The organism is Labrenzia sp. OB1 (assembly GCF_001624695.1).
Classification (GTDB): domain Bacteria; phylum Pseudomonadota; class Alphaproteobacteria; order Rhizobiales; family Stappiaceae; genus Roseibium.
The window spans coordinates 63859-83530 of sequence record NZ_JSEP01000022.1 but is presented as its reverse complement, the minus strand read 5'-3'; the positions used below and the strand labels follow the sequence as shown (position 1 = coordinate 83530).

Here is a 19672-nt window from a genome sequence, read left to right as displayed (position 1 = left end):
GCAAATGTCTGATATCCTGCAGAAAATTGAAGCCTATAAGCGCGAGGAAATCGCCGCAGCCAAGTCCCGGGTCTCCCTGGAAGACCTCAAGGCGCGTATTTCCGGCCTTCCTTCGACGCGCGGCTTTGCAAAGGCGATTGAGGCAAAGCATGCCGAAGGCGGTTTTGCCCTGATCGCCGAAATCAAAAAGGCCAGCCCTTCAAAAGGGTTGATCCGGGAAGACTTTGACCCGCCATCGCTCGCCAAGGCTTACGAGGCAGGCGGCGCCGCCTGCCTGTCGGTCCTGACGGACACGCCCTCATTCCAGGGGAAACCCGAATTCCTGGCGGCTGCCCGCGACGCGGTCTCCCTTCCGGCACTGCGCAAGGATTTTCTCTACGACATCTATCAGGTCTACGAGGCCCGTGCCTGGGGTGCAGACTGCATTCTGATCATTCTCGCAGCTGTTGACGATGCGACTGCCAGCGCCCTGGAAGAGACCGCGTTCGACCTTGGAATGGACGTTCTTCTGGAGGTTCACGACGCTTCGGAACTGGAGCGTGCATCAAGGCTCTCCTCCCGGCTCATGGGCATCAACAACCGCAATCTGAAGACCTTCGAAACCAGGTTGGAAACAAGTGAGGAACTTGCGCCCCTGGTTTCCGCCGACAGGATAGTGATCGGCGAATCCGGCCTCTTCACGCCGGCAGACCTTGAGCGCATGAACAAGGTCGGTATTTCCACGTTCCTGATCGGCGAAAGCCTGATGCGGCAGGAAGATGTAGCTGCTGCGACGACAGCCTTGCTGGCGCGCCCCATGCTCTCCAGAACGGGCTAGGCGCAAATGGCCGGTGAGGATCCGACACTCACGCATCTGGACGAAACCGGTGCAGCCAACATGGTGGATGTCTCTGAAAAGAACGTCACGCACCGCATGGCAGTTGCCCGTGGTTCGGTCACCATGCGCCGGGAGACCCTGGACCTGGTCCGTAGCGGCAATGCCAGGAAGGGCGACGTGATCGGAACCGCCCGTATCGCCGGCATACTGGCCGCCAAGAAGACCCACGACCTGATCCCGCTCTGTCATCCTCTCATGCTGTCGAAGGTCACGGTCGATTTTGAAATCGACGAGGCCCTGCCCGGGCTGATCGTGACAGCCACCACGAAGGTTAGCGGCCAGACGGGTGTGGAGATGGAAGCCCTCACGGCCTGCTCCCTCGCCTGTCTCACCATCTACGACATGGCAAAGGCCGTAGATCGCGGCATGGTGATCGGTGACATCCGGCTGGTGGAAAAGGCCGGTGGCAAAAGCGGGCACTGGACCCTCGACAAAGACGGCAGTGAAGGCGGAACCTGATGAGCCTGATGCCGGTCGCCGAGGCGCTTGAGAGACTTCTGGCCGGTGTGTCTCCACTGGGGAGGGAAACCGTGCCTCTGGAGCTGGCAAACAACCGGTTTCTTGCCGAATCTCTCAGATCGACGCGCACCCAGCCCCCCTTTTCCGCCTCGGCAATGGACGGTTATGCAATCCGCCATCAGGACCTTGCCGGTGAACGGCCGCAATTGCGGGTCATAGGCGAAGCCCCTGCGGGTCATGGGTTTGCTGGCAGTGTCGAGCCGGGTCAGGCGGTACGCCTCTTCACCGGCGCGCCGGTTCCAACCGGTGCGGACACGATTCTCATTCAGGAAAATGCAGAGCGCTCCGGCGATAGGATCACCGTTCTGGAGCCTCCTTCGATGGGCGCCTTTGTCCGCCCTGCCGGGCTGGATTTTTCAAGCGGTGACGTCCTGCTCGCACCGCCTCTCAAATTGGCTTACAGGCATCTGGCCCTTGCCGCGGCCATGAACCATGCAGAGCTCCCGGTTATCCGCAAGCCAAAGGTCGCCATTCTTGCGACCGGAGACGAACTGGTTCCACCGGGCACGGAACCCGGTCCCGATCAGATCATCGCCTCGAACCATATCGGGATTGCCGCGCTTGTGGCCGATTGCGGCGGACAACCTCTGTATCTTGGCATATCGCCCGACGATCCGGTCAAGCTTGCCACGCACATCCGCACAGCCATCACCGAGGAAGCCGATATTCTCGTAACGCTCGGCGGTGCGTCCGTCGGCGATCACGACATCGTTCAGGAGGTGCTGGAGAAGGAAGGCATGGACCTTTCCTTCTGGCGTATCGCCATGCGCCCCGGCAAACCATTGATGGCGGGCCACCTCGGTAAAACCAGGATTCTCGGGCTTCCCGGCAATCCGGTTTCCAGCCTGGTCTGCGGTCTTCTGTTCCTGAAGCCGCTCGTGATGGCAATGCTTGGGCACACGCCGCAAGATACGACTCCAACACAGGCTGTACTGGGTGGGGATCTGCCGGAAAACGACCGGCGGCAGGATTATGTGCGCGCCGGACTATCGCAAGACGCGGACGGTCATCTGACCGCTACACCGTTTTCCCGGCAGGACAGCTCCATGCTCGGCCTTCTGGCAAAATCCGGCGCACTCATCATCCGCCCACCGCATGCACCTGCTCAGAAAGCCGGAACACCGGTGTCGGTTCTGATGCTCTGATCAGCAAGGCATGCAAAAAAACCCGGCCGCAAAGCAGCCGGGTTCAATTCTCGAAACACTATCCGGTCCTTCAGCCCGCGGCTGCAACAGCCCGTTTTGCCATGACGGTCACCAGATTTGCCCGGTAGTGAGCAGATCCGTGAACATCATGCAGCATCCCGCCGGAATCAACGCTGATCCCCGCTACGGCGTCAGGAGACCAGTTGGCAGCCAGCGCGGCTTCCATGTCTTCAGCCCGGAAGACCCCGGATTGTCCTGCCCCCGTGACCGCAACACGCACGGAACCGTCGCCATGCCGGGCAACAAACACGCCAGCCATCGCATAGCGGGACGCAGGATTGGGGTACTTGGCATAAGCCGTCTTCTCGGCAACCGGGAAGGATACAGAGACCACGACTTCATCGTCATCGAGTGCCGTGTCGAACATTCCAGTGAAGAAGTCTTCCGCGGAAAGCGTCCGTTTACTGGTTGTCACGCTCGCGCCCAACCCGACAAGAGCAGCCGGATAGTCGGCGGCCGGGTCGTTATTGGCAATCGAGCCACCGATTGTTCCCATGTGGCGGACAGCCGGATCCCCGATGCCTCCGGCAAGGGTGGCAAGTCCCGGAAGCCTGGATTTGATCACAGCTGAAGCCGCGACTTCCGCATGTGCGGTCGCCGCACCAATGACGATCTGGCCCCCCTCTTCCCGAATGCCTTTCATGTCGGCAATTTTCGTGACATCTACCAGATCTGACGGAGCGGCCAGGCGCTGTTTCATGGTCGGCAGCAATGTCTGCCCTCCGCCCAGAAATTTTCCGTCCTCTGACTCGGCAATCATTCGGGCTGCGTCGGCAGCCGATCCGGCACGGTGATAGGTCGTTTCATACATAATATGTCTCCCATATGGATGGGTTCAGGTTTGATAAAAGTGCTCCGGAAACCACCGGCGGCCGATGGCCTTCCCCTGACAGGGAAGTCAAGATCCGCACTTCGGGCGGATCCTCCATGGCCTTGTGATCCTCCATGGCCTGCCTCATTTATTCGGCCGCCTGCTTCATTGAAGACTGGTACAACGCCCAGACTTTTTCGGGCTTTGCCGGCATTGTCAGGTCATTGTTGCCGATTGCATCCGTGATCGCGTTGATGATGGCCGGTGGCGAGCCGATGGCACCGGCTTCGCCGCAGCCCTTGATACCGAGCGGATTGCCCGGACACAGGGTTTCATGGGTGGACAGGTTGAAACTGGGTACATCATCGGCACGCGGCATGGCGTAGTCCATGTAGGTCGCGGTCAGAAGCTGACCGTTCTCTCCATAGGTGACGCTTTCCAAGAGCGCCTGTCCGATCCCCTGGGTTAATCCGCCGTGTACCTGGCCTTCCACGATCATCGGATTGATGATCTTGCCGAAATCGTCCGCGGCGACGAAGTTGACGATTTCAGTCTTGCCGGTTTCCGGGTCGATCTCGACTTCACAGACGTAGGTCCCTGCCGGGAATGTGAAATTTGTCGGGTCGTAGAAAGCCCCTTCCTTCAGACCCGGCTCCATGCCTTCCGGCAAATTATGTGCCGTATAGGCGGCGAGCGCCACTTCGGTGAAGGAGAGCTTTTTGTCCGTTCCGGCGACTTTCAGCTCACCGCCTTCGATTTGAATATCGCCTTCCGCGGCTTCCATGAGATGCGCGGCGATCTTTTTCGCTTTCGCCTCGACCTTGTCGAGCGCCTTGACAATCGCGGACATTCCAACCGCTCCGGAGCGGGAACCATAAGTGCCCATTCCGAATTGCACCTTGTCCGTATCGCCATGAACGATGGAAACGGAGTCGGAATCGAGGCCGAACCGTTCACAGATCAATTGCGAGAACGTGGTTTCATGACCCTGGCCGTGGCTGTGGGACCCGGTGAGGATCTCGATCGTTCCGACCGGGTTCACACGCACCTCGGCGGATTCCCAAAGTCCGACCCCAGCCCCCAAAGAACCGACAGCTGCGGACGGCGCTATGCCACAAGCCTCGATGTAGCAGGAGATGCCGATGCCCCGAAGTTTTCCGCGCGATGCTGCTTCCGCCTTGCGGGCGGCAAATCCGTCATAATCGGCGGCGCTCATCGCGGCATCCAGCGTCGCGTCATAGTCTCCGGCATCATAGCACATGATAACCGGCGTCTGATGCGGGAAGGATCTGACGAAATTCCGGCGGCGGAATTCAGCCGGTGAAAGACCGACTTCACGCGCGGCCGTTTCCATCATCCGTTCAATGAGGAAGGTCGCTTCCGGCCGCCCCGCTCCGCGATAGGCATCCACCGGCGTCGTATTGGTATAGACCGCCTTCACATTGGCGTGGATCGCTGGAATGTTGTACTGGCCGGAGAGGAGTGTCGCGTAGAGATATGTCGGCACAGAAGACGAGAACAACGACATATAGGCGCCGAGATTGGCGACGGTCTTCACTCGCAAACCGATGATCTTGTTATCGGAATCGAGCGCCAGTTCCGCTTCTGACTGATGATCCCGGCCATGGGCGTCCGTCAGGAAGGCTTCGGTTCGGTCACAAGCCCATTTGACCGGCCGGTTGACGCGCTTGGATGCCCAGAGGCAGACCATTTCTTCCGGATAGATATAAATCTTGGCGCCAAACCCGCCCCCGACATCGGGTGCAATCACACGCAGCTTGTGCTCCGGCGCGATATTGTAGAACGCCGACAGCACCAGCCGGGCGACATGCGGGTTCTGCGAAGTGGTATAGAGCGTGAAGTGCTCCTCGGCGGAATTATAGTCCGCCAGGGCAGCGCGCGGTTCCATCGGATTGGGAACCACGCGGTTGTTCTCGATATTCATCCGCGTGACGTGAGCCGCATTCTCGAATGCGGCATTGACCGCTGCCTCATCGCCGATTTCCCAGTCGAAAATCAGGTTGCCTTCGGCTTCGGGATGAATTTGCGGGGCATCCGGCCCCAATGCGGCAACCGCATTGGTGACCGATGGCAGTTCTTCATAATCGACAACCACCGCATCGGCTGCATCGCGAGCCTGCGCAAGCGTGTCGGCAACAACAACCGCAACAGCCTGGCCGACATGGCGGACGACTTCCGGCTCAAGCGCGCGCCAGCCGCCCATTTTCATCGGCGAACCATCCTTGGAATGGATCATCCAGCCGCAGATGATATTGCCGATTCCGTCGCCAACCAGCTGGTCGCCGGTCAGCACCGCATCCACACCCGGCATCACTGAAGCGGCGCCTGTGTCGATGCTCTTGATCCTTGCATGAGCGTGCGGCGAGCGCACGAAGGCCGCATACCCCATTCCCGGAGCGACTATGTCGTCCGTGTAGCGGCCCTTTCCGGTGATAAAGCGCTTGTCCTCTTTGCGCAGGGCGCGTGCCCCGATCCCCTCAACTGCCATCGATCTCTCTCCCAAAAAATGCTCCGGTACCGCCCCTTCCGGAAGGTCTCCTCAAACCGGTCTTGCCGGCAATCGCCGCAACCGGTTTCCGTCTGTCTCAAGACCCGGCGGACAGCCCTCAATTGCCAAATTCCTCCCGGCAACGGATCAGGCTGAACGGTCTTGTTGTCTCGGCGCAGAAAGGTCCGCGCGTCGAAGTCAGGAGTGCAGACTGACTATTCAGCAGCCTGGGCCATGCCGGCCATCTGGTCGGAAGCGGCTTTGATCGCCTTGACGATGTTGTGGTAGCCGGTGCAGCGGCAGATATTGCCTTCCAGCTCGTGACGAATGGTCTTCTCGTCCAGGTTTCCCGGGCCGTGGCGGTTGATCATGTCCAGAGCGCTCAGGATCATCCCGGACGTGCAGAAACCGCATTGAAGTCCATGATGCTCTCGAAAGGCGGCCTGGATCGGATGCAAAGTGCCGTTGTTGGCCAGTCCCTCGATGGTCAGGACTTCGGAGCCATCCGCCTGCGCGGCCAGAAGTGTACAGGACTTGACGGCCTTGCCGTCCACATGAACCACACAGGCACCGCATTGCGAGGTGTCGCAACCGACATGCGTGCCGGTCAGCTCACGAACTTCGCGGATGAACGAAACAAGCAGCGTCCGGTCTTCGACATCCGCCGAAACCGCCTTGCCGTTCAATACCATCGATACTTTCGACATGAATATCTCTCCCTCATGAAACTCTTCGAGCCTTGGCTCAACAGTACCCGGCTTGCCACCGTGTTCTTTTTCAGTGAACTCTGGCGATACGGAAACCGCCAGACCTCAATTCAGGATTGAACAGCTTTGCTCAAGTGGCAAGAGCCAGGATCACGATGACAGCCGCCAGAAGCGCCAACCCCCAGACAACCGGTCCTCCGAGAACATTCCTGCCTGCAGCCGCTTCCAGATTCTCCTCTGCCTGATGCAGCTTCTCTTCAACGGCGTGCTCGGCGTCCTCGAGCGCGTGGACGACACCACCCGTTGTTTCTTCAAGCGCGATCCTTTTGGCCTCTTCGGCCACGCCCGGATCAAGCTGATCGTCTGTTGTCCCGCCAACCCTCGCGGAAAATTTGCCGAAAAACTCTTCCGCCATCTTCTTCGCGGTGGAATCGATCAACCGGCTACCGAGTTGGGCAAGTTTGCCGCCGACCTGCGCCTTGGCCTTATACGTCAGAAGGGTCCCGTCGCCGTCCTCGGTCAGCTTGACGTCCGCAGAACCCTTGGCAAATCCGGCTACGCCTCCCTTGCCTTCTCCGACGATCGTATAGCCTTCGGGAGCATTGATGTTCTCGAAAGTCACCGCCCCCTTGAACTTGGCCTTGACCGGACCGATCTTCGTGGTCACCGCAGCGGTCATTTCTGTTTCGGAAGTTTTTTCAAGGCTCTCACACCCGGGTATGCAGGCCTTCAGGATCTCCGGATCGTTCAGAGCTTCCCAGACGGTTTCCCTTTTGGCCGGTATCCGGTGGGATCCGTTCATATCCATGTATACTCTCCCCATCTCGCACTTTGGCGAATATTGGCAATGACTCGGCTGAAGCTCAACGCAAAAAGACGTTCAGCGCCGTTGCCTTGATCCCATGAGAGCGTGTTTTGTATAAAATTTCAATCGGTTATCTGCCCGGAATTTATGCATCGCCCGCACACGCACGCACAAGCTGCCTTCAGGGCATCATTTGTCGGCAGCAAGCTTGGTGAAACCGGCGACCGGTTGCTATCTGACAACCAGCCCGGACACGGCGTCTTTCTGGAGAAAGGCAACGAGATCGTTGCTGCTCAAGGGCTTTGAATAGAAAAAACCCTGAAGATAATCACACTTCAGTTCCTGGATGAGCTTGCGTTGACCATCCGTTTCAACGCCTTCAGCCGTGACGCTCAAATCCAGAGCCTGGGCAACCGCAACGATGGATTTTACCACCGCCAGCGCATCTGGATCCTGGTCCATGTTCATGATGAAACTGCGATCGATCTTGATACCATCGACAGGAAGTTTGCGCAGATAGCTCAGGGACGAGTACCCGGTACCGAAATCGTCGATGACGACCTTCGCACCCTTGTTGCGCAACCATGTCAGCAGGGAAAGCGTGACCTGATCGTTGTTCAGGAACAAACCTTCCGTCACCTCGAAGACAAGACGCGTGAAGGGCAAGCCGGCGGCCGAGGCAGAATCTTCGATGTCCTTGTAGATCCTGTTCGCCTGGACCTGCTGGGGAGACAGGTTCACATTCAACCGGGTTTGATCCGAAACGGTTGGAATTTCGCTGAATTCGGCAAAGGCGGATTTGAACATCCAGGAGCCGATTTCGGACATCAGCCCACTGGTTTCAGCAGCTTCGATCATGCGGCCGGTGTTGAGGAAGGTGCCTGAGGGGGTGCGGAACCGCATCAGCGCCTCGAATGAAGCGATAGTGTTATCGCGTGCCTGCATGATCGGCTGGTAATGCACGGTGAATTCGGTCTTGTCCCGTCCCCCGGTCAGCAGCGAAGCAAGGCGAAGACGTTCGAACGCAGCTTCCTGCATCAGGGGATGAAAGACCGCATGATTGGTAAGGCCTTTTTGCCGGACATCGTTCAACGCGATCGAGGCGTGGCTCACAAGTTGCTCGGCCTCCTGATCCTCACCGTCGCCCACAGCGGCGAATCCGAGCCGCATCCTCAGGGTAATCTGGGTATCGTCCAGCGCAATCGGCTCATGGAAGGCATCTTCCACCCGCTCGACAACATCCTGTATCCGGTTGTCCTTGCCATCCTTCAGAAGGATCAGAAATTCGTCTTTTTCCTTGCGCGCGATCGACAGCGCATCGGGAAACGTCTGCGCCAGCCTGTGACCGGTTTTTTTCAGGACGGCTCCGGCTTTTTCATCGCCGATACCGTCAACGATCACCCGGAACCTTTGAATGTCCAGATGCACGACAAGAAGAGACGCATGTTTGGCGGCGTGGCGCTGAAAGGTTTCGATGAACCCGGAGAATGTCGACAGGCCCGTTGTCCGGTCAACATAGGCCAGGTTCCGGATATGCTCCAGTAGGCCGGTCTTCTCGTAACCGAGCGCCACGTTGGCGACAAAAAGCTGAACAACTTCCGAGCCGACAAGGTTTTCCAGTTCCGCCTCCGGCATGGCCAGAAAAAGCGCTCCGGTCATGCCGTTGCGCGTCACCAGCGGAAGGGCAACCCCGCGGTGCGATGAACTGGATGACATGATTTCGATACACTCATGCACCGAAGTCCTGATGGCGGCATCACCCAGCATGTCGATAGGAAGATCGGTCTTGTCGGCAAAATCGCCCATCGCAGCGAGGATCCTGACATTGGACTTGTCGATGATCCCATAATCGGGAAGAGCGTCCAGCCCGCACAGGAAACAACCGATGGGTTCACCGATCAATTGCGTGATTTCTGTCAGAACCGCCGCAGCAAAATCGCTCAGGGCGTTCTTTTCCACGATAGCGGCAAAATGCGCATTCAACTGCTTGAGCTTTTGCCGGTTGGTTTCAAGCGACATGACCAGCTTGTACCCGCGCAAAGCCGTAACGATCGCGGTGATCAGCTTGGTACGCGAGAGTTCCGCCTTTTCGGCATAGCCGTCGATATCGAATTTCATGATCACGTCGGTCTGCGGCGCGTAGCCCGGCTGGCCTGTCCGCAGGATCAGACGCGTGAACTCGTTCTGAAGTTCGGAGCGGATCCAGCTGACCAGACCGAGGCCGGCAGTGTCGCTTTCCATGACCACGTCAACAAGCGCAACTGCGATATCCTCCTCTTCGGAGAAAATCCTGCGGGCGTCCTCGGCGGAAAGAGCATGAAGAAGTTCGAACGGCCGGTCTTCGAAGACGCAACCGGACACCGCGATCCTTGTCACCTCGTGAACATCGGGATCATCATCGACAATCAGAATTTTCCATGGAGACTTTCTGTTCTTTTCCACCCTGGGGTCCGCGGGCGCAAGAAAATCCATCACCATTTTATTGAACCCTTTTTCTTATTGGTGTCCGAGCTTTCTGCGGGGCTCTGGCGGGAAATTCAATTGTAAATTCTGTACCCGATCCCACTTCCGAGTTAACCGAAATGGTTCCGTTCAGACCTTCCGTCACAAGTTGGTAGCAGATCGCCATTCCCAGGCCCGACCCGCCCTTGCCGAACTTCGTCGTGAAAAACGGTTCGAATACCTTCTTCAGGTTTTTCTCCGGAATTCCGACACCGTAATCCTTGCATTTGAAGATTACGTTTTTTTCAGGTTCTCCGACCTCAACGTTCTGCGTTGAGGAAATGATTTGCGAGGACAACCTTATCCGGCCCCGGTCGAGGCCTTCATATCCGTGTTTGATGGCGTTTTCGACGAAATTGGAAACGAGTTGGCTGACCGCGCCCGGATAGCTGTCGATGACTTCGTCCGCATCCAGATCGAGTTCGATCTCGAAAGAGGTTTTTCTGATGGTCGGTTGAAGGGTCGCCAGCGTTTCGCGAATGATATGGTCGAAGTTGAACGGTCTTTTTTTCTCGCTCTGGCGGTCAACGGCAACCTGTCTGAAATTCCCGACAAGCTCCCGCGCCCTGCCAAGCGTCTTTTCAATGATGTTGGCTGTGTCGCTGATCCGCCCGACCTCGGTTTCCAGCGCTTCCTTGCTCAGGCTCTGCCGGTCAAGTTCCATGCGCAGATATCCGGTCGAATCCTTGATCGTCGTCGCCGCCATAAGGGCATTGCCGAGAGGCGTGTTCAATTCGTGTGAAACACCGGCGACCAGCGCACCGAGAGCCGCCAGGTTATCGGCCTGGATCAGCTCCTCCTGAACCAGCTTGAGCTGCTCCGTCCTGTGAGCGACCAGCTCTTCAAGGTTGGTCTGGTACTCCTGGATCTTCTTCAGATCCAGATGACGGCGCTGAACCATCGACTGCAGGCTTTCCGCAAGAATGCCGATTTCGTCGGCGCGCTCGGGCATCAGTTGGGCTCTCGGAGGATCCTCGATCAAGCGGGGTGTCGACAGGTAGTCGACGATTGCCGACAGAGGCCGGCCGATCAACCGTCGAAACACCGTCCGGATGACAACCGCCAGAAGTGAAAGATAGACAATGATGGCTGATACGATGAAGCCGACCGTTGAAACGATTTCATTGGAGATCGTATTCCGGTCGATCAGAATGAAGACCTGACCTATGGCATCCTTCTGCAGGATCGTACTGGGAGAATTCAGGGTGTAGCTCAGGGCCTCGGCTTGCCGGGAGGCAGACGCCGGCACGCCGAAGTTACCTGTATCGGGGGTCTCGACCCACACTCTCTCGACCACTTCGAGGCTTTCAAGACCCCGAATAAGCTGCAGGGTTGCATCCGCGTTCACCGTCCATATCGCCCGCTCGAATGGCCGCTTGGTCGCCTGAAAGAAAGCCTCAGTGACACGGATCGCACGCTCATGCGCGGCATCCCAGGTGATTTTGGTGAGGATGCCGACGAAAATGATGCCGAGAATTGCGAAAAGGCCAAGGGTATAAAGAATAAACGTGCGGGACAGGCTCGCCCGACCCTTTTCCTTGGGAGTATATGGCAACGCCGCACTGCCGCTCAAACTCAAGATGACCACCTTGATGTTGTCCTTCCGATAAGGGAAGACACAATACAAAACAATTCCGCTTTGATGCGCTTACCTCGCGAAGGAGGATAAGATCAGGGCAAGAGGTCCGGCAGGAAGCACCGATACGCGAATCAAGATCGCGGTACCATCACCCTTGAGTCCTTTCAGCATATCACGTTCGGTTCAGCAGAATTGAACACGGCTCCAGTCTCTCGACATATTTTCTGGTAGGTTTTCTAAATTTTCCACGAAAATCAATTGTAATTTAAACCACCCTTGCCGCAGAAATCGGGGGAATTCAGCTTCGCAACAAGCCGATACGATCACGGTCGGTTCTCCCTCATGAAAAAGTATCCGGCACTATTTCATGCCGGTCCCCCAATCATGTCGAACGACTTCGGCTGGCCAGGATCCTCCTACGCACCGACCACTGAAAGATAAGGTGTCTTGACGAGTTTGTTGTCCGCCGGCTTTTCACTCGCACATGCAGGGACTTGCGATGCCTGAACGGGCCTGCGGGTGTCGCCGACCTTCGGCTTGTTTGCCGAACCGTCTTTCAGCATGTAGCCGATGTAACGGGTGGATTCGATAGCGTCATATCCGAGTTTCTTCCGGAGTTTTTTCCGCAATTTCGATATATGGCTCTCGACCACGCACTCATCCACGCCATCGTTCATGACGCCGTAAACCGCGTTGAAAATCTGTGTTTTCGTTACGCGGCGCCCCTTGTTCTTCACAAGATATTCCAGAATGCGGCGTTCGCGGCGCGGTAGTTCCATCATCTCTCCGCCAACCAGAGGATCCCGGCCGTCGAAGAACACTTCGATCGCCCCTGTCCCAGCAGAGCTGTTGCGGGCGGTAATCCGGCGCCGGAATGCACCGACCCTGGCGATGATCTCCCGCACATGCACGGGTTTTCTGAGAACATCATCCATTCCCGCCGAAAACAGCTCCAGAGTATTCTCGAGGCTTGCCGCATCCTGCAGAGCAACGATCTGCGCTTCAGGACAGCGGCTTCGGATTGCTGTCACAAAACCGGTGCGCTCCTCGCTTTCGCCGAGCAATATCGCATCAACGGAAGACAAGTCCTGAGCGCTGGTGATTTCCATCCAGTCCAGAATTTCCGATGGGTGAAGTTCCAGCGAAGCGTATCCTTCGCGCTCAAAGGCTGAAGCATAGCCTGCGGTCACGATCTCTCGCGCGTCTACGATGATAAACATATTAGCCCCTTGGATTTACCAGTATCCAATGGGTAAATTTACTGACCCAGAAGGTCAACGCCTCTTCCCTTTTTCGGAAAGTATTTCAAGAAGTATAGTGGATTATTGTTATATATCCACAGATCAATATAAATCAAAGGTCAATAGTATTGTGAATAAAGTAATATATAATTTATTTAAAATCGTAACCACCGATAACATTCGGCGATTTCTATGAAGTTATTTGATTTTGTATATAGGAAACCGGCTACGCGTCAAAGCGCATTTTTTTATTCAGCGTCAATAAGCAAACAAAGAGTTTACGCGTCTGCAGAAAGTGCCTGAGCAAGTTCGGCAAACGGATCAGACGGCAGAACCTGATCGGCCCGCTGGCGCATCGCTTCGTAGATCTTGGGAACGAGACGGCAGGCTTTTTCAAGCTGCTCGTCACCCGCGCTCTGGAAGCCGCCCATCATGCGCAGATCCTTCGTGTCCTCGTACTGCGAGATCAGTCCCTTGATCCTGTGGATCAGTTCCTGCTGCTCCGGGGTCCAGGCCCGCGTCGCCAGCCTGGAGGTGGATTTCAGGACATTCACAGGCGGATAACGCCCTGCCTCCGCGATTTGCCGATCCAGGACGATATGACCATCGAGCAGACCACGGATGGTATCGGAGACAGGATCATTGTGATCGTCTCCATCCACCAGCACCGAAAAGATACCGGTGATGGACCCCTCGCCGCAGCTTCCGGGCCCCGCCCGTTCAATGAGGCGCGCCAGATCCGCGAACACGCTGGGTGGATAGCCACGGGCGACCGGCGGTTCACCTGCAGCAAGCGCGACATCGCGGGCCGCGTGTGCGAAACGGGTCGCCGAATCCAGAATGAGCAGAACCTTGTGGCCGTGACTGCGATAGAATTCCGCGACACTCATCGCGGTCTTGGGAGCAAGCCGGCGCTGCATCGCGCTTTCGTCGCCTGTCGAGGCGACAACAACAGAAGTGGCCAGCGTCTCGCCGAGACTGTCTTCAATGAATTCCCGCACTTCGCGGCCGCGTTCACCCACGAGGCAAACGACCACGGTGTCGAACTCGCCGAAGCCGGCCAGCATGCCGAGCAACGTGGATTTGCCTACACCGGACCCGGCGAAAACCCCGAGACGCTGCCCGACGCAAAGCGGCGTGAACAGATCGATAACCCTTACGCCCGTCTTGACGCCGTCGGAAATCTTGGCGCGGTTCATGGCCGGTGGGGGAGCACGGTCCAGCAGAAAAGCCTCAACGCCGTGGGTCAACGGGCCCGCCCCGTCGATGGGATCTCCCAATGCGTTGATAATGCGTCCGCGCCAGCTCATGTCCGGATGAATCGCAAGGCCCCCGGTTACGGAGGCAACACTGCCGATGCCGATATCCGTGACCCGCTCGAGTGGTTTGACCACGACGTCCTTCTGGTCCAGCCGGATGATTTCGCCCTGCCGAAGACCCGAACGCCCCTCGAACTGGACAAGGTCACCCAGGCAGACGATGCGCGACAGGCCCGATACCCGGATGGCTTCGGAGGACACCTGCGTCACGCGTCCGCTGAGTTTCACCGGACCGATTTCGGTCTCCAGTGATGTCAGCGACGCGTAAACCTGGTCAAGAGCGTTCAGATGCGGTGCGTTGGGCATGGCGTTCCTGCAGGGCCTTTAATACATCCAGAGGAAGATGGTTGGCTTTATGCGTCGCAAGACGTCCAAGCCCCTGTTCGTCCGGAAGGTCGGGTTTCCGCCGGTCCGCGGCAGGCGCGCCATCCACATAGGCGACCGAGGACGCTCCTGTCCCGGCCGTGGTATTCCCCTCGCCTGTGCCACCAGAAGGATTTTCCTTCTGCAACACGCTGGCCAGAACGAGTGGTGGGTTGATTGTCTCCGCAGTGGAGGCGACTTTCTGGCCGAGGACATTGTCATTCCCGGCCCCTTGCGGACTGTCGGCGCCACCTGGCGCCGTGTCCGGCGTCAGGTCCGGCTTGCGTGCCGGCACCGGGATGTTACCCGCGTCGGAAGTTTTCGTGACACCGGGCATCTGAGGGGGCCCGGACACCTGAGTGTCAGCCGGCTTGTTTTCTTCACCGGAACCGCTCACCCGATCTCCGGCGGCGCTATAGGCGAGCATCGCACCCAGTCCGATGGGACCGCCAAGAGCAAATCCGTAAAACGCGTTTCCAGCCTTGCGTGCGTCGTCGGAAATCCGGTCATTGGTCACCGAGCGGTAGAGTTCCGCAATCCCCGGAATGTGCTGCAACGGGTTGATGACATCAAGGAAGTCCCCGAAATTGAAGCTGCCGACCGCCTGATTGGCGGTCGTCACAGGCCGGCGAGCTGTCATGTGTGCTTCCGGTCGTCCTGTTTGCATCTCCGGCGCTTTGGCGATTGCCGCGGTCACGTCAACCGCGCTCATGAGCTCGCTCCCAGTTCGCGGATCGCCTTCTGCTGGCTTTCATTACTCATGTCGATCATCTTCGTCGCGCCTTCGAAAGCCCGGGAAATCATGATCATCTTGGTCATCTCGCGAACCGGATTGATATTCGCGCCTTCAACAAATCCCTGGCGAATGCCGTGCTGGTCAAAAAACAGGACCGGTGTGGCCGGGATATCCGGGATCACCGCCGAATTGTCCTTTCGCGTCAGCTTCGCGTCCTCCGGAATGAGGAAAAGGCCGACCTGCCCTACGATGCCGATATCACCTTGCGAGATTTCTCCCGATTGCGTTATCAGCGGCGGACCGGCTTCCGGGTCCACTGCGATTGGCTGCCCTCCGGTTCCCAGTATCGCCTGGCCGGTCAGCGTTTGAAGCGTTCCGTCCTGCGTGATTTTCAATCGACCGTCCCTGGTATAGGAAACCGTGCCGTTCGCGTCCCTGATCGCGAACCAGCCCTCCCCCTCGATCGCCATGTCGAGCGGATTGTCCGTCTTGTTCAGGCTGCCGATCTGACGCGAGATGTATTTCTCGCCGCCGGTCGAAAAACTCACCTTGTTCTGCCCGGCCTCGGAGACCAACTCCGCGAATTTGACCTCATCCGCCCGGTAACCCGCCGTGTTCATATTGGCGACATTCCGGGCGACGGTATCCAGACGATTGGACAGGGCGACCTGCGCCGAAAGCGCGACATAGAGAGCGGATTGCATGGATCAAAAGCCTCCAAGGCGAAATTTCTGAATACTGGCGAGAAGGTCTTCACCCATCTGAACGATACCGTTGCTGCTCCCCAGGATTGTCAGAGCCGGAGACTGGCTGGTCTGGGAACCGTTCGAAAGATCATAGAGTGCGGAAAACCGCGTCAGAAAATCAGACAGATAGGCGGGATCGCCGAACTGGTCGAACTCCAGCCGTTCCTCCAGAAAAGCTGCCTGTTTGTCGATGTCACCCATCGCAAATTCCTGCGGCAAGCCAAGCGCGGTATAGACCGTTTCAGCCAGAGCCGGATCGGCAAGAACATCGTATGCGTTGGTGATTTCCGGAGCCTTGCGCTCAAAATACAGGGCAAGACGAACTCCCTGGTTCTGTTCGCCTTCGCGAACTTCCAGCGTCTGGCGGTAGTATTTGTCGACGATCCCGTCCTGGGTTCTGGAAAAGGACGTGGTCGTCGATCCGTAACGCTCGAAGTTGAAGGTTTCGGCGAATTCCTTGTATCTCGTATCCACGAGCTTGTTGGCGAAGGAATCGGTATCGGAGACCCCCTCCTCCAGTACCTTTCGCATGAAGGCCTTTGCATAGGTCATGTCTTCAAGACCCATCGCCTTCATCGCATAGTTATAGATACGGTCATCCGCCAGGAAATCGTCAATGGACTTAATGTTCCGGATGTTTTCCCGATAGTACTCGGTCTGGCGTTCAACCGTCGGATCCGCTTCGACGCTCTTCAGTGAACGTTCCATGTTCGATCTGACGAGTTGCACCTGGGTCAGCGTGTTGATCATGTCCTCATCCCTCCTGGCGGGCAAAAGAATTTGAGGAACTTTCACGCAGCGAGCTTACGCCAGGCTGACCGCTGCCCGGACATACGGATATCGGCCAAAACACCGACGCGTCAGCTTCGGGCAAGTCTCGCCTCCTAGCGTTCTCCCAACACATTCGATTTCCTCACCAGTTCGGGAGCTATTAGGTGACTATTCTTATTGGCCTGTTCATTGCGGGTGCGTCCCTTATCGGTGGATTTGCCGCACTCGGCGGTAAAGTCTCCGTCCTTTGGCAACCCTGGGAGCTCCTCATCATTCTGGGTGTTGCCGTTGGTGCATTCGTCGTCGCCAACCCGATGAAAACCATTCGGGGCACGGTGTTCGCGGTGTCCGACGCGCTGCGAAACGCCGTCCCCAACAAGCGCGAGTATCTGGACGTGCTGGCATTGCTCTACGGGCTGATGCGCGAGCTGCGCGCCAAGGGACGCAATCAGGTCGAACCGCACATCGAAGACCCGAACACATCACAGATCTTTCAGAAATATCCGACAGTTCTGCGCAACGCCAACCTGACGACCTTCATCTGCGACTATTTCCGGCTGATCATCGTCGGCAATGCCCGCGCCCATGAGATCGAGGCACTTATGGACGAGGAGCTGCAGACAATCCACCGCGACCAGATGAAGCCGTTCCACGCCATGAGCAGCGTCGCCGACGCCTTGCCGGCAATCGGGATCATCGCGGCCGTACTTGGCGTTATCAAGGCAATGGGCGCGATCGACCAGTCGCCTCAATTGCTCGGCAGCCTGATCGGCGCCGCGCTGGTGGGGACATTCGTCGGGATCTTCTTTTCCTATTCTCTCTTCGGCCCGCTGGCTGTGAAAATCAAGAGCGTGCGGGAATCGCGGCTGCGGACCTACATCGTCGTCAAGCAGACACTGCTCGCCTTCATGAACGGCGCCGATCCCCAGATCGCCCTGGAACATGGCCGCAAGACCATCTCCGACCACGACCGCCCAACCATCGACGAAGTTGAAAACGAGACCATGAGCGCGGGGTCCGGTGGCGACAACGTCCAGGACCTGCAGGGAGCGGCATAAGCCATGATTGAGGCAGCTACAGCAAATTCCGGCGGTTCCAGCTCCGAACGCGCCATGATCGCAGACCGCCTGCTCGATGCGGCAGGGATCTCCGTCGACCGCCTGCCAATGCTTCCGGTGGTGTTCGACCGAATGGCCCGCTTGATGGCGGACGCCATGCGGCAGAAGTCCCCCTCACCTTCCTATATCTCGGTGAGCTACGTCGAAAACAACCGCATTGGCGACATTCTGGACGAATTCGAGTCCAACGCGCTGGTGGCCGTGCTTTATTCCCCCGAATGGGACGCCCGCGTTCTTGTCGGTTTCGACCGTGATTTCATTTTTACGCTGGTGGATGTGCTCTTCGGCGCTGACGGCACCGAACCGCCAATAGATGACGAGCGTCCTTTCTCAAACATCGAAACGCGCATCGCGCGCACCATGTTCGAGGTGGCCTCGAAAGCCCTGGCTGAATCCTTCGCGCCGATAGCCGAAACAACGCTCAGAATCGAGCGGGTGGAAAGCCGCATGGACTTCGCGGTCGTGGGCCGCCGCAACAATCCGGCCGTGGTCGCGCGACTTCTGCAGCAGGCAATCGGACGTGGCGGCGAAGTGTTTGTGGTCATGCCGCATTCCACCCTCAATCCGTTGCGCCAGCGCCTCTCCCAGGTCCTTTCAGGTGAAATGTCGGGGCGTGACAAGCAGTGGACGCAGCACTTTCACAATGAAATCCAGCGCACCGAAGTCAGGCTGGAGGCCATTCTGGAAGAACGCGAAATGTCGCTCGGTGAACTGTCGGCACTGCAGGTTGGCCAGACCATCGAGCTTCAGGCAACGGCACGGAGCCCGGTTACACTTTCCTGCAACGACCAGCCGATCTTCACCTGTCAGCTCGGACAGTTGGATGGGTCCTACACGCTGCAGGTCGATGAACTCATTCATGAGGAAGAAAAGGATCTTTTCGATGATCTCCGCAATCGTTGATGGCGTCCTCCTGATCGCGCTGGTCGCGACGACGGTCCGGATGCTGGCAATGCAGCGCGAGCTGCGGCGCCTGGGAACTTATCACGCGGATTACAAGCGCATTTTCGACCAGACCGTCCTGGCTCTGGACGGGATCGAGGTCTCCATCCAGGAGATCAACGTCAAGAGCGCGCAGATCCTCAATGCACTCGGCAACCGCATGGACGATGCGCGCGAGCTCATCGCCGAAATAGATGGACTGACCCGGGAAGCCAAACGCCAGCAAACGGTTTTGCGGGCGGAACTGAAAGAACTTTCCAAGGCAACCGCCCTGTTCGAGACGTCCAACCGGCTGTCTCCATCCAAGGGCGACCTGGAGATCTTCGCGGATTCGGACGGACCGGCTGCCGCTCTGCAGCACGCGGGTGTGTTGACCGGCGGCAGAGCCCAGAAGGAACCGGCATCGATTCACCGTGGCGAAGCACCGAAGCAGGTCCCGGCACGCATTCACCGGATCGACAACCCGACCGGAAGCCCGTTCCGCACCGTTTCCATGAACCAGAAGGATAAAATGTAATGTCCGACACTGTTATTGATCATGTTTCCGCGGATGCGGACATAAAGACGAAGCCGGCCGACGCGGCAAGTTTCGCCAAGGTCGAAGCGCCGTCCAAGGACAGCAATCCAGGAACCATAGGGGACGACAAGAATCTGGACACGATCCTGGGTATTCCGGTGAACATTCAGGTCGTTCTGGGTTCTGCGACGATGCTGGTCTCAAACCTTCTGAAACTTGGCCGCGGTGCGGTCATCCCGCTCAATCACCGTGTTGGCGAGCCGATCGATATCGTCGTCAACGGCCGCGTGATTGCCCGCGGCGAGGTGGTCGTCGTCGAAGACGACAATTCCCGTTTCGGCGTCTCGTTGACGGAAATCATCAGCGCGCAGAACGGCGGTCTGGACATCTGATCCAGAAACCAAC

18 protein-coding genes are annotated in these 19672 nt (G+C 57.7%); 7 read left to right on the top strand and 11 right to left on the bottom strand.

The genetic code is table 11. The features are described 5' to 3' along the window. The first annotated feature begins 4 nt into the window (after positions 1-4). From trpC to glp, 3 genes are read left to right on the top strand one after another with little or no spacing between them, the layout of a single operon-like run. Positions 5-817, top strand: coding sequence for an indole-3-glycerol phosphate synthase TrpC (trpC, locus tag OA90_RS22865; protein WP_068418091.1), 813 nt, complete (start codon positions 5-7; stop codon positions 815-817). A 6-nt stretch (positions 818-823) separates the two neighbouring features. Beyond that, positions 824-1336 (top strand): cyclic pyranopterin monophosphate synthase MoaC, encoded by a 513-nt coding sequence (gene moaC / locus OA90_RS22860; protein WP_068418089.1) that lies wholly within the window; start codon positions 824-826, stop codon positions 1334-1336. After that, entirely contained in the window at positions 1336-2541 is a 1206-nt protein-coding gene (gene glp / locus OA90_RS22855) for a gephyrin-like molybdotransferase Glp (RefSeq protein ID WP_068418085.1), read from the top strand. Before moaC ends, glp begins: the two co-directional genes overlap by 1 nt. Before the next feature lie 70 nt (positions 2542-2611). Here the strand turns inward: glp and OA90_RS22850 are convergent, their stop codons facing one another. From OA90_RS22850 to OA90_RS22800, 11 genes are all read right to left on the bottom strand, one after another. Next, positions 2612-3412 carry a xanthine dehydrogenase family protein subunit M gene (locus OA90_RS22850; protein ID WP_068418079.1) on the bottom strand — a complete coding sequence of 267 codons (801 nt, stop codon included), beginning with the start codon at positions 3410-3412 and terminating at the stop codon, positions 2612-2614. 148 nt (positions 3413-3560) lie between these two features. Further along, complete coding sequence (locus OA90_RS22845) at positions 3561-5921, bottom strand: xanthine dehydrogenase family protein molybdopterin-binding subunit (RefSeq protein WP_068418076.1); 2361 nt, start codon at positions 5919-5921, stop codon at positions 3561-3563. A gap of 215 nt (positions 5922-6136) precedes the next feature. Continuing rightward, positions 6137-6628 (bottom strand): (2Fe-2S)-binding protein, encoded by a 492-nt coding sequence (locus OA90_RS22840; protein ID WP_068418074.1) that lies wholly within the window; start codon positions 6626-6628, stop codon positions 6137-6139. Positions 6629-6758: 130 nt separating this feature from the next. Then, the gene (locus tag OA90_RS22835; protein WP_068418071.1) at positions 6759-7436 is read right to left on the bottom strand and encodes a carbon monoxide dehydrogenase subunit G; all 678 of its coding nucleotides are present in this window, start codon (positions 7434-7436) and stop codon (positions 6759-6761) included. 228 nt (positions 7437-7664) lie between these two features. Continuing rightward, positions 7665-9875, bottom strand: coding sequence for an EAL domain-containing protein (locus OA90_RS22830; RefSeq protein ID WP_208986260.1), 2211 nt, complete (start codon positions 9873-9875; stop codon positions 7665-7667). A 37-nt stretch (positions 9876-9912) separates the two neighbouring features. Then, entirely contained in the window at positions 9913-11523 is a 1611-nt protein-coding gene (locus OA90_RS22825) for a HAMP domain-containing sensor histidine kinase (RefSeq protein WP_208986259.1), read from the bottom strand. Between the two features lie 407 nt (positions 11524-11930). Beyond that, positions 11931-12734 carry a response regulator transcription factor gene (locus OA90_RS22820; RefSeq protein ID WP_068418065.1) on the bottom strand — a complete coding sequence of 268 codons (804 nt, stop codon included), beginning with the start codon at positions 12732-12734 and terminating at the stop codon, positions 11931-11933. A 299-nt stretch (positions 12735-13033) separates the two neighbouring features. Next, the gene (locus tag OA90_RS22815; RefSeq protein ID WP_068418063.1) at positions 13034-14380 is read right to left on the bottom strand and encodes a FliI/YscN family ATPase; all 1347 of its coding nucleotides are present in this window, start codon (positions 14378-14380) and stop codon (positions 13034-13036) included. After that, positions 14349-15149, bottom strand: a complete 801-nt coding sequence (locus tag OA90_RS22810; RefSeq protein WP_068418060.1) for a hypothetical protein — start codon at positions 15147-15149, stop codon at positions 14349-14351. The genes OA90_RS22815 and OA90_RS22810 overlap by 32 nt, the downstream gene beginning before the upstream one ends. Next, positions 15146-15877, bottom strand: a complete 732-nt coding sequence (flgF, locus tag OA90_RS22805; protein ID WP_068418058.1) for a flagellar basal-body rod protein FlgF — start codon at positions 15875-15877, stop codon at positions 15146-15148. Before flgF ends, OA90_RS22810 begins: the two co-directional genes overlap by 4 nt. Positions 15878-15880: 3 nt before the next feature. Then, positions 15881-16669 (bottom strand): DUF1217 domain-containing protein, encoded by a 789-nt coding sequence (locus OA90_RS22800; RefSeq protein ID WP_068418056.1) that lies wholly within the window; start codon positions 16667-16669, stop codon positions 15881-15883. A 185-nt stretch (positions 16670-16854) separates the two neighbouring features. On the opposite strand from OA90_RS22800, the gene motA reads away from it, so the two are divergent. Genes motA through fliN form a run of 4 tightly spaced genes read left to right on the top strand, consistent with a single transcriptional unit; the run spans position 16855 to position 19659 of the window. Beyond that, complete coding sequence (motA, locus tag OA90_RS22795; protein WP_068418053.1) at positions 16855-17748, top strand: flagellar motor stator protein MotA; 894 nt, start codon at positions 16855-16857, stop codon at positions 17746-17748. A 3-nt stretch (positions 17749-17751) separates the two neighbouring features. Next, a complete protein-coding gene (locus OA90_RS22790) occupies positions 17752-18711 on the top strand; it encodes a FliM/FliN family flagellar motor switch protein (RefSeq protein ID WP_068418050.1) in 960 nt (319 codons plus the stop codon). After that, positions 18692-19267 (top strand): hypothetical protein, encoded by a 576-nt coding sequence (locus OA90_RS22785; protein WP_068418043.1) that lies wholly within the window; start codon positions 18692-18694, stop codon positions 19265-19267. Before OA90_RS22790 ends, OA90_RS22785 begins: the two co-directional genes overlap by 20 nt. After that, positions 19267-19659 carry a flagellar motor switch protein FliN gene (fliN, locus tag OA90_RS22780; protein ID WP_068418041.1) on the top strand — a complete coding sequence of 131 codons (393 nt, stop codon included), beginning with the start codon at positions 19267-19269 and terminating at the stop codon, positions 19657-19659. The genes OA90_RS22785 and fliN overlap by 1 nt, the downstream gene beginning before the upstream one ends. The last annotated feature ends 13 nt before the right edge of the window (positions 19660-19672 follow it).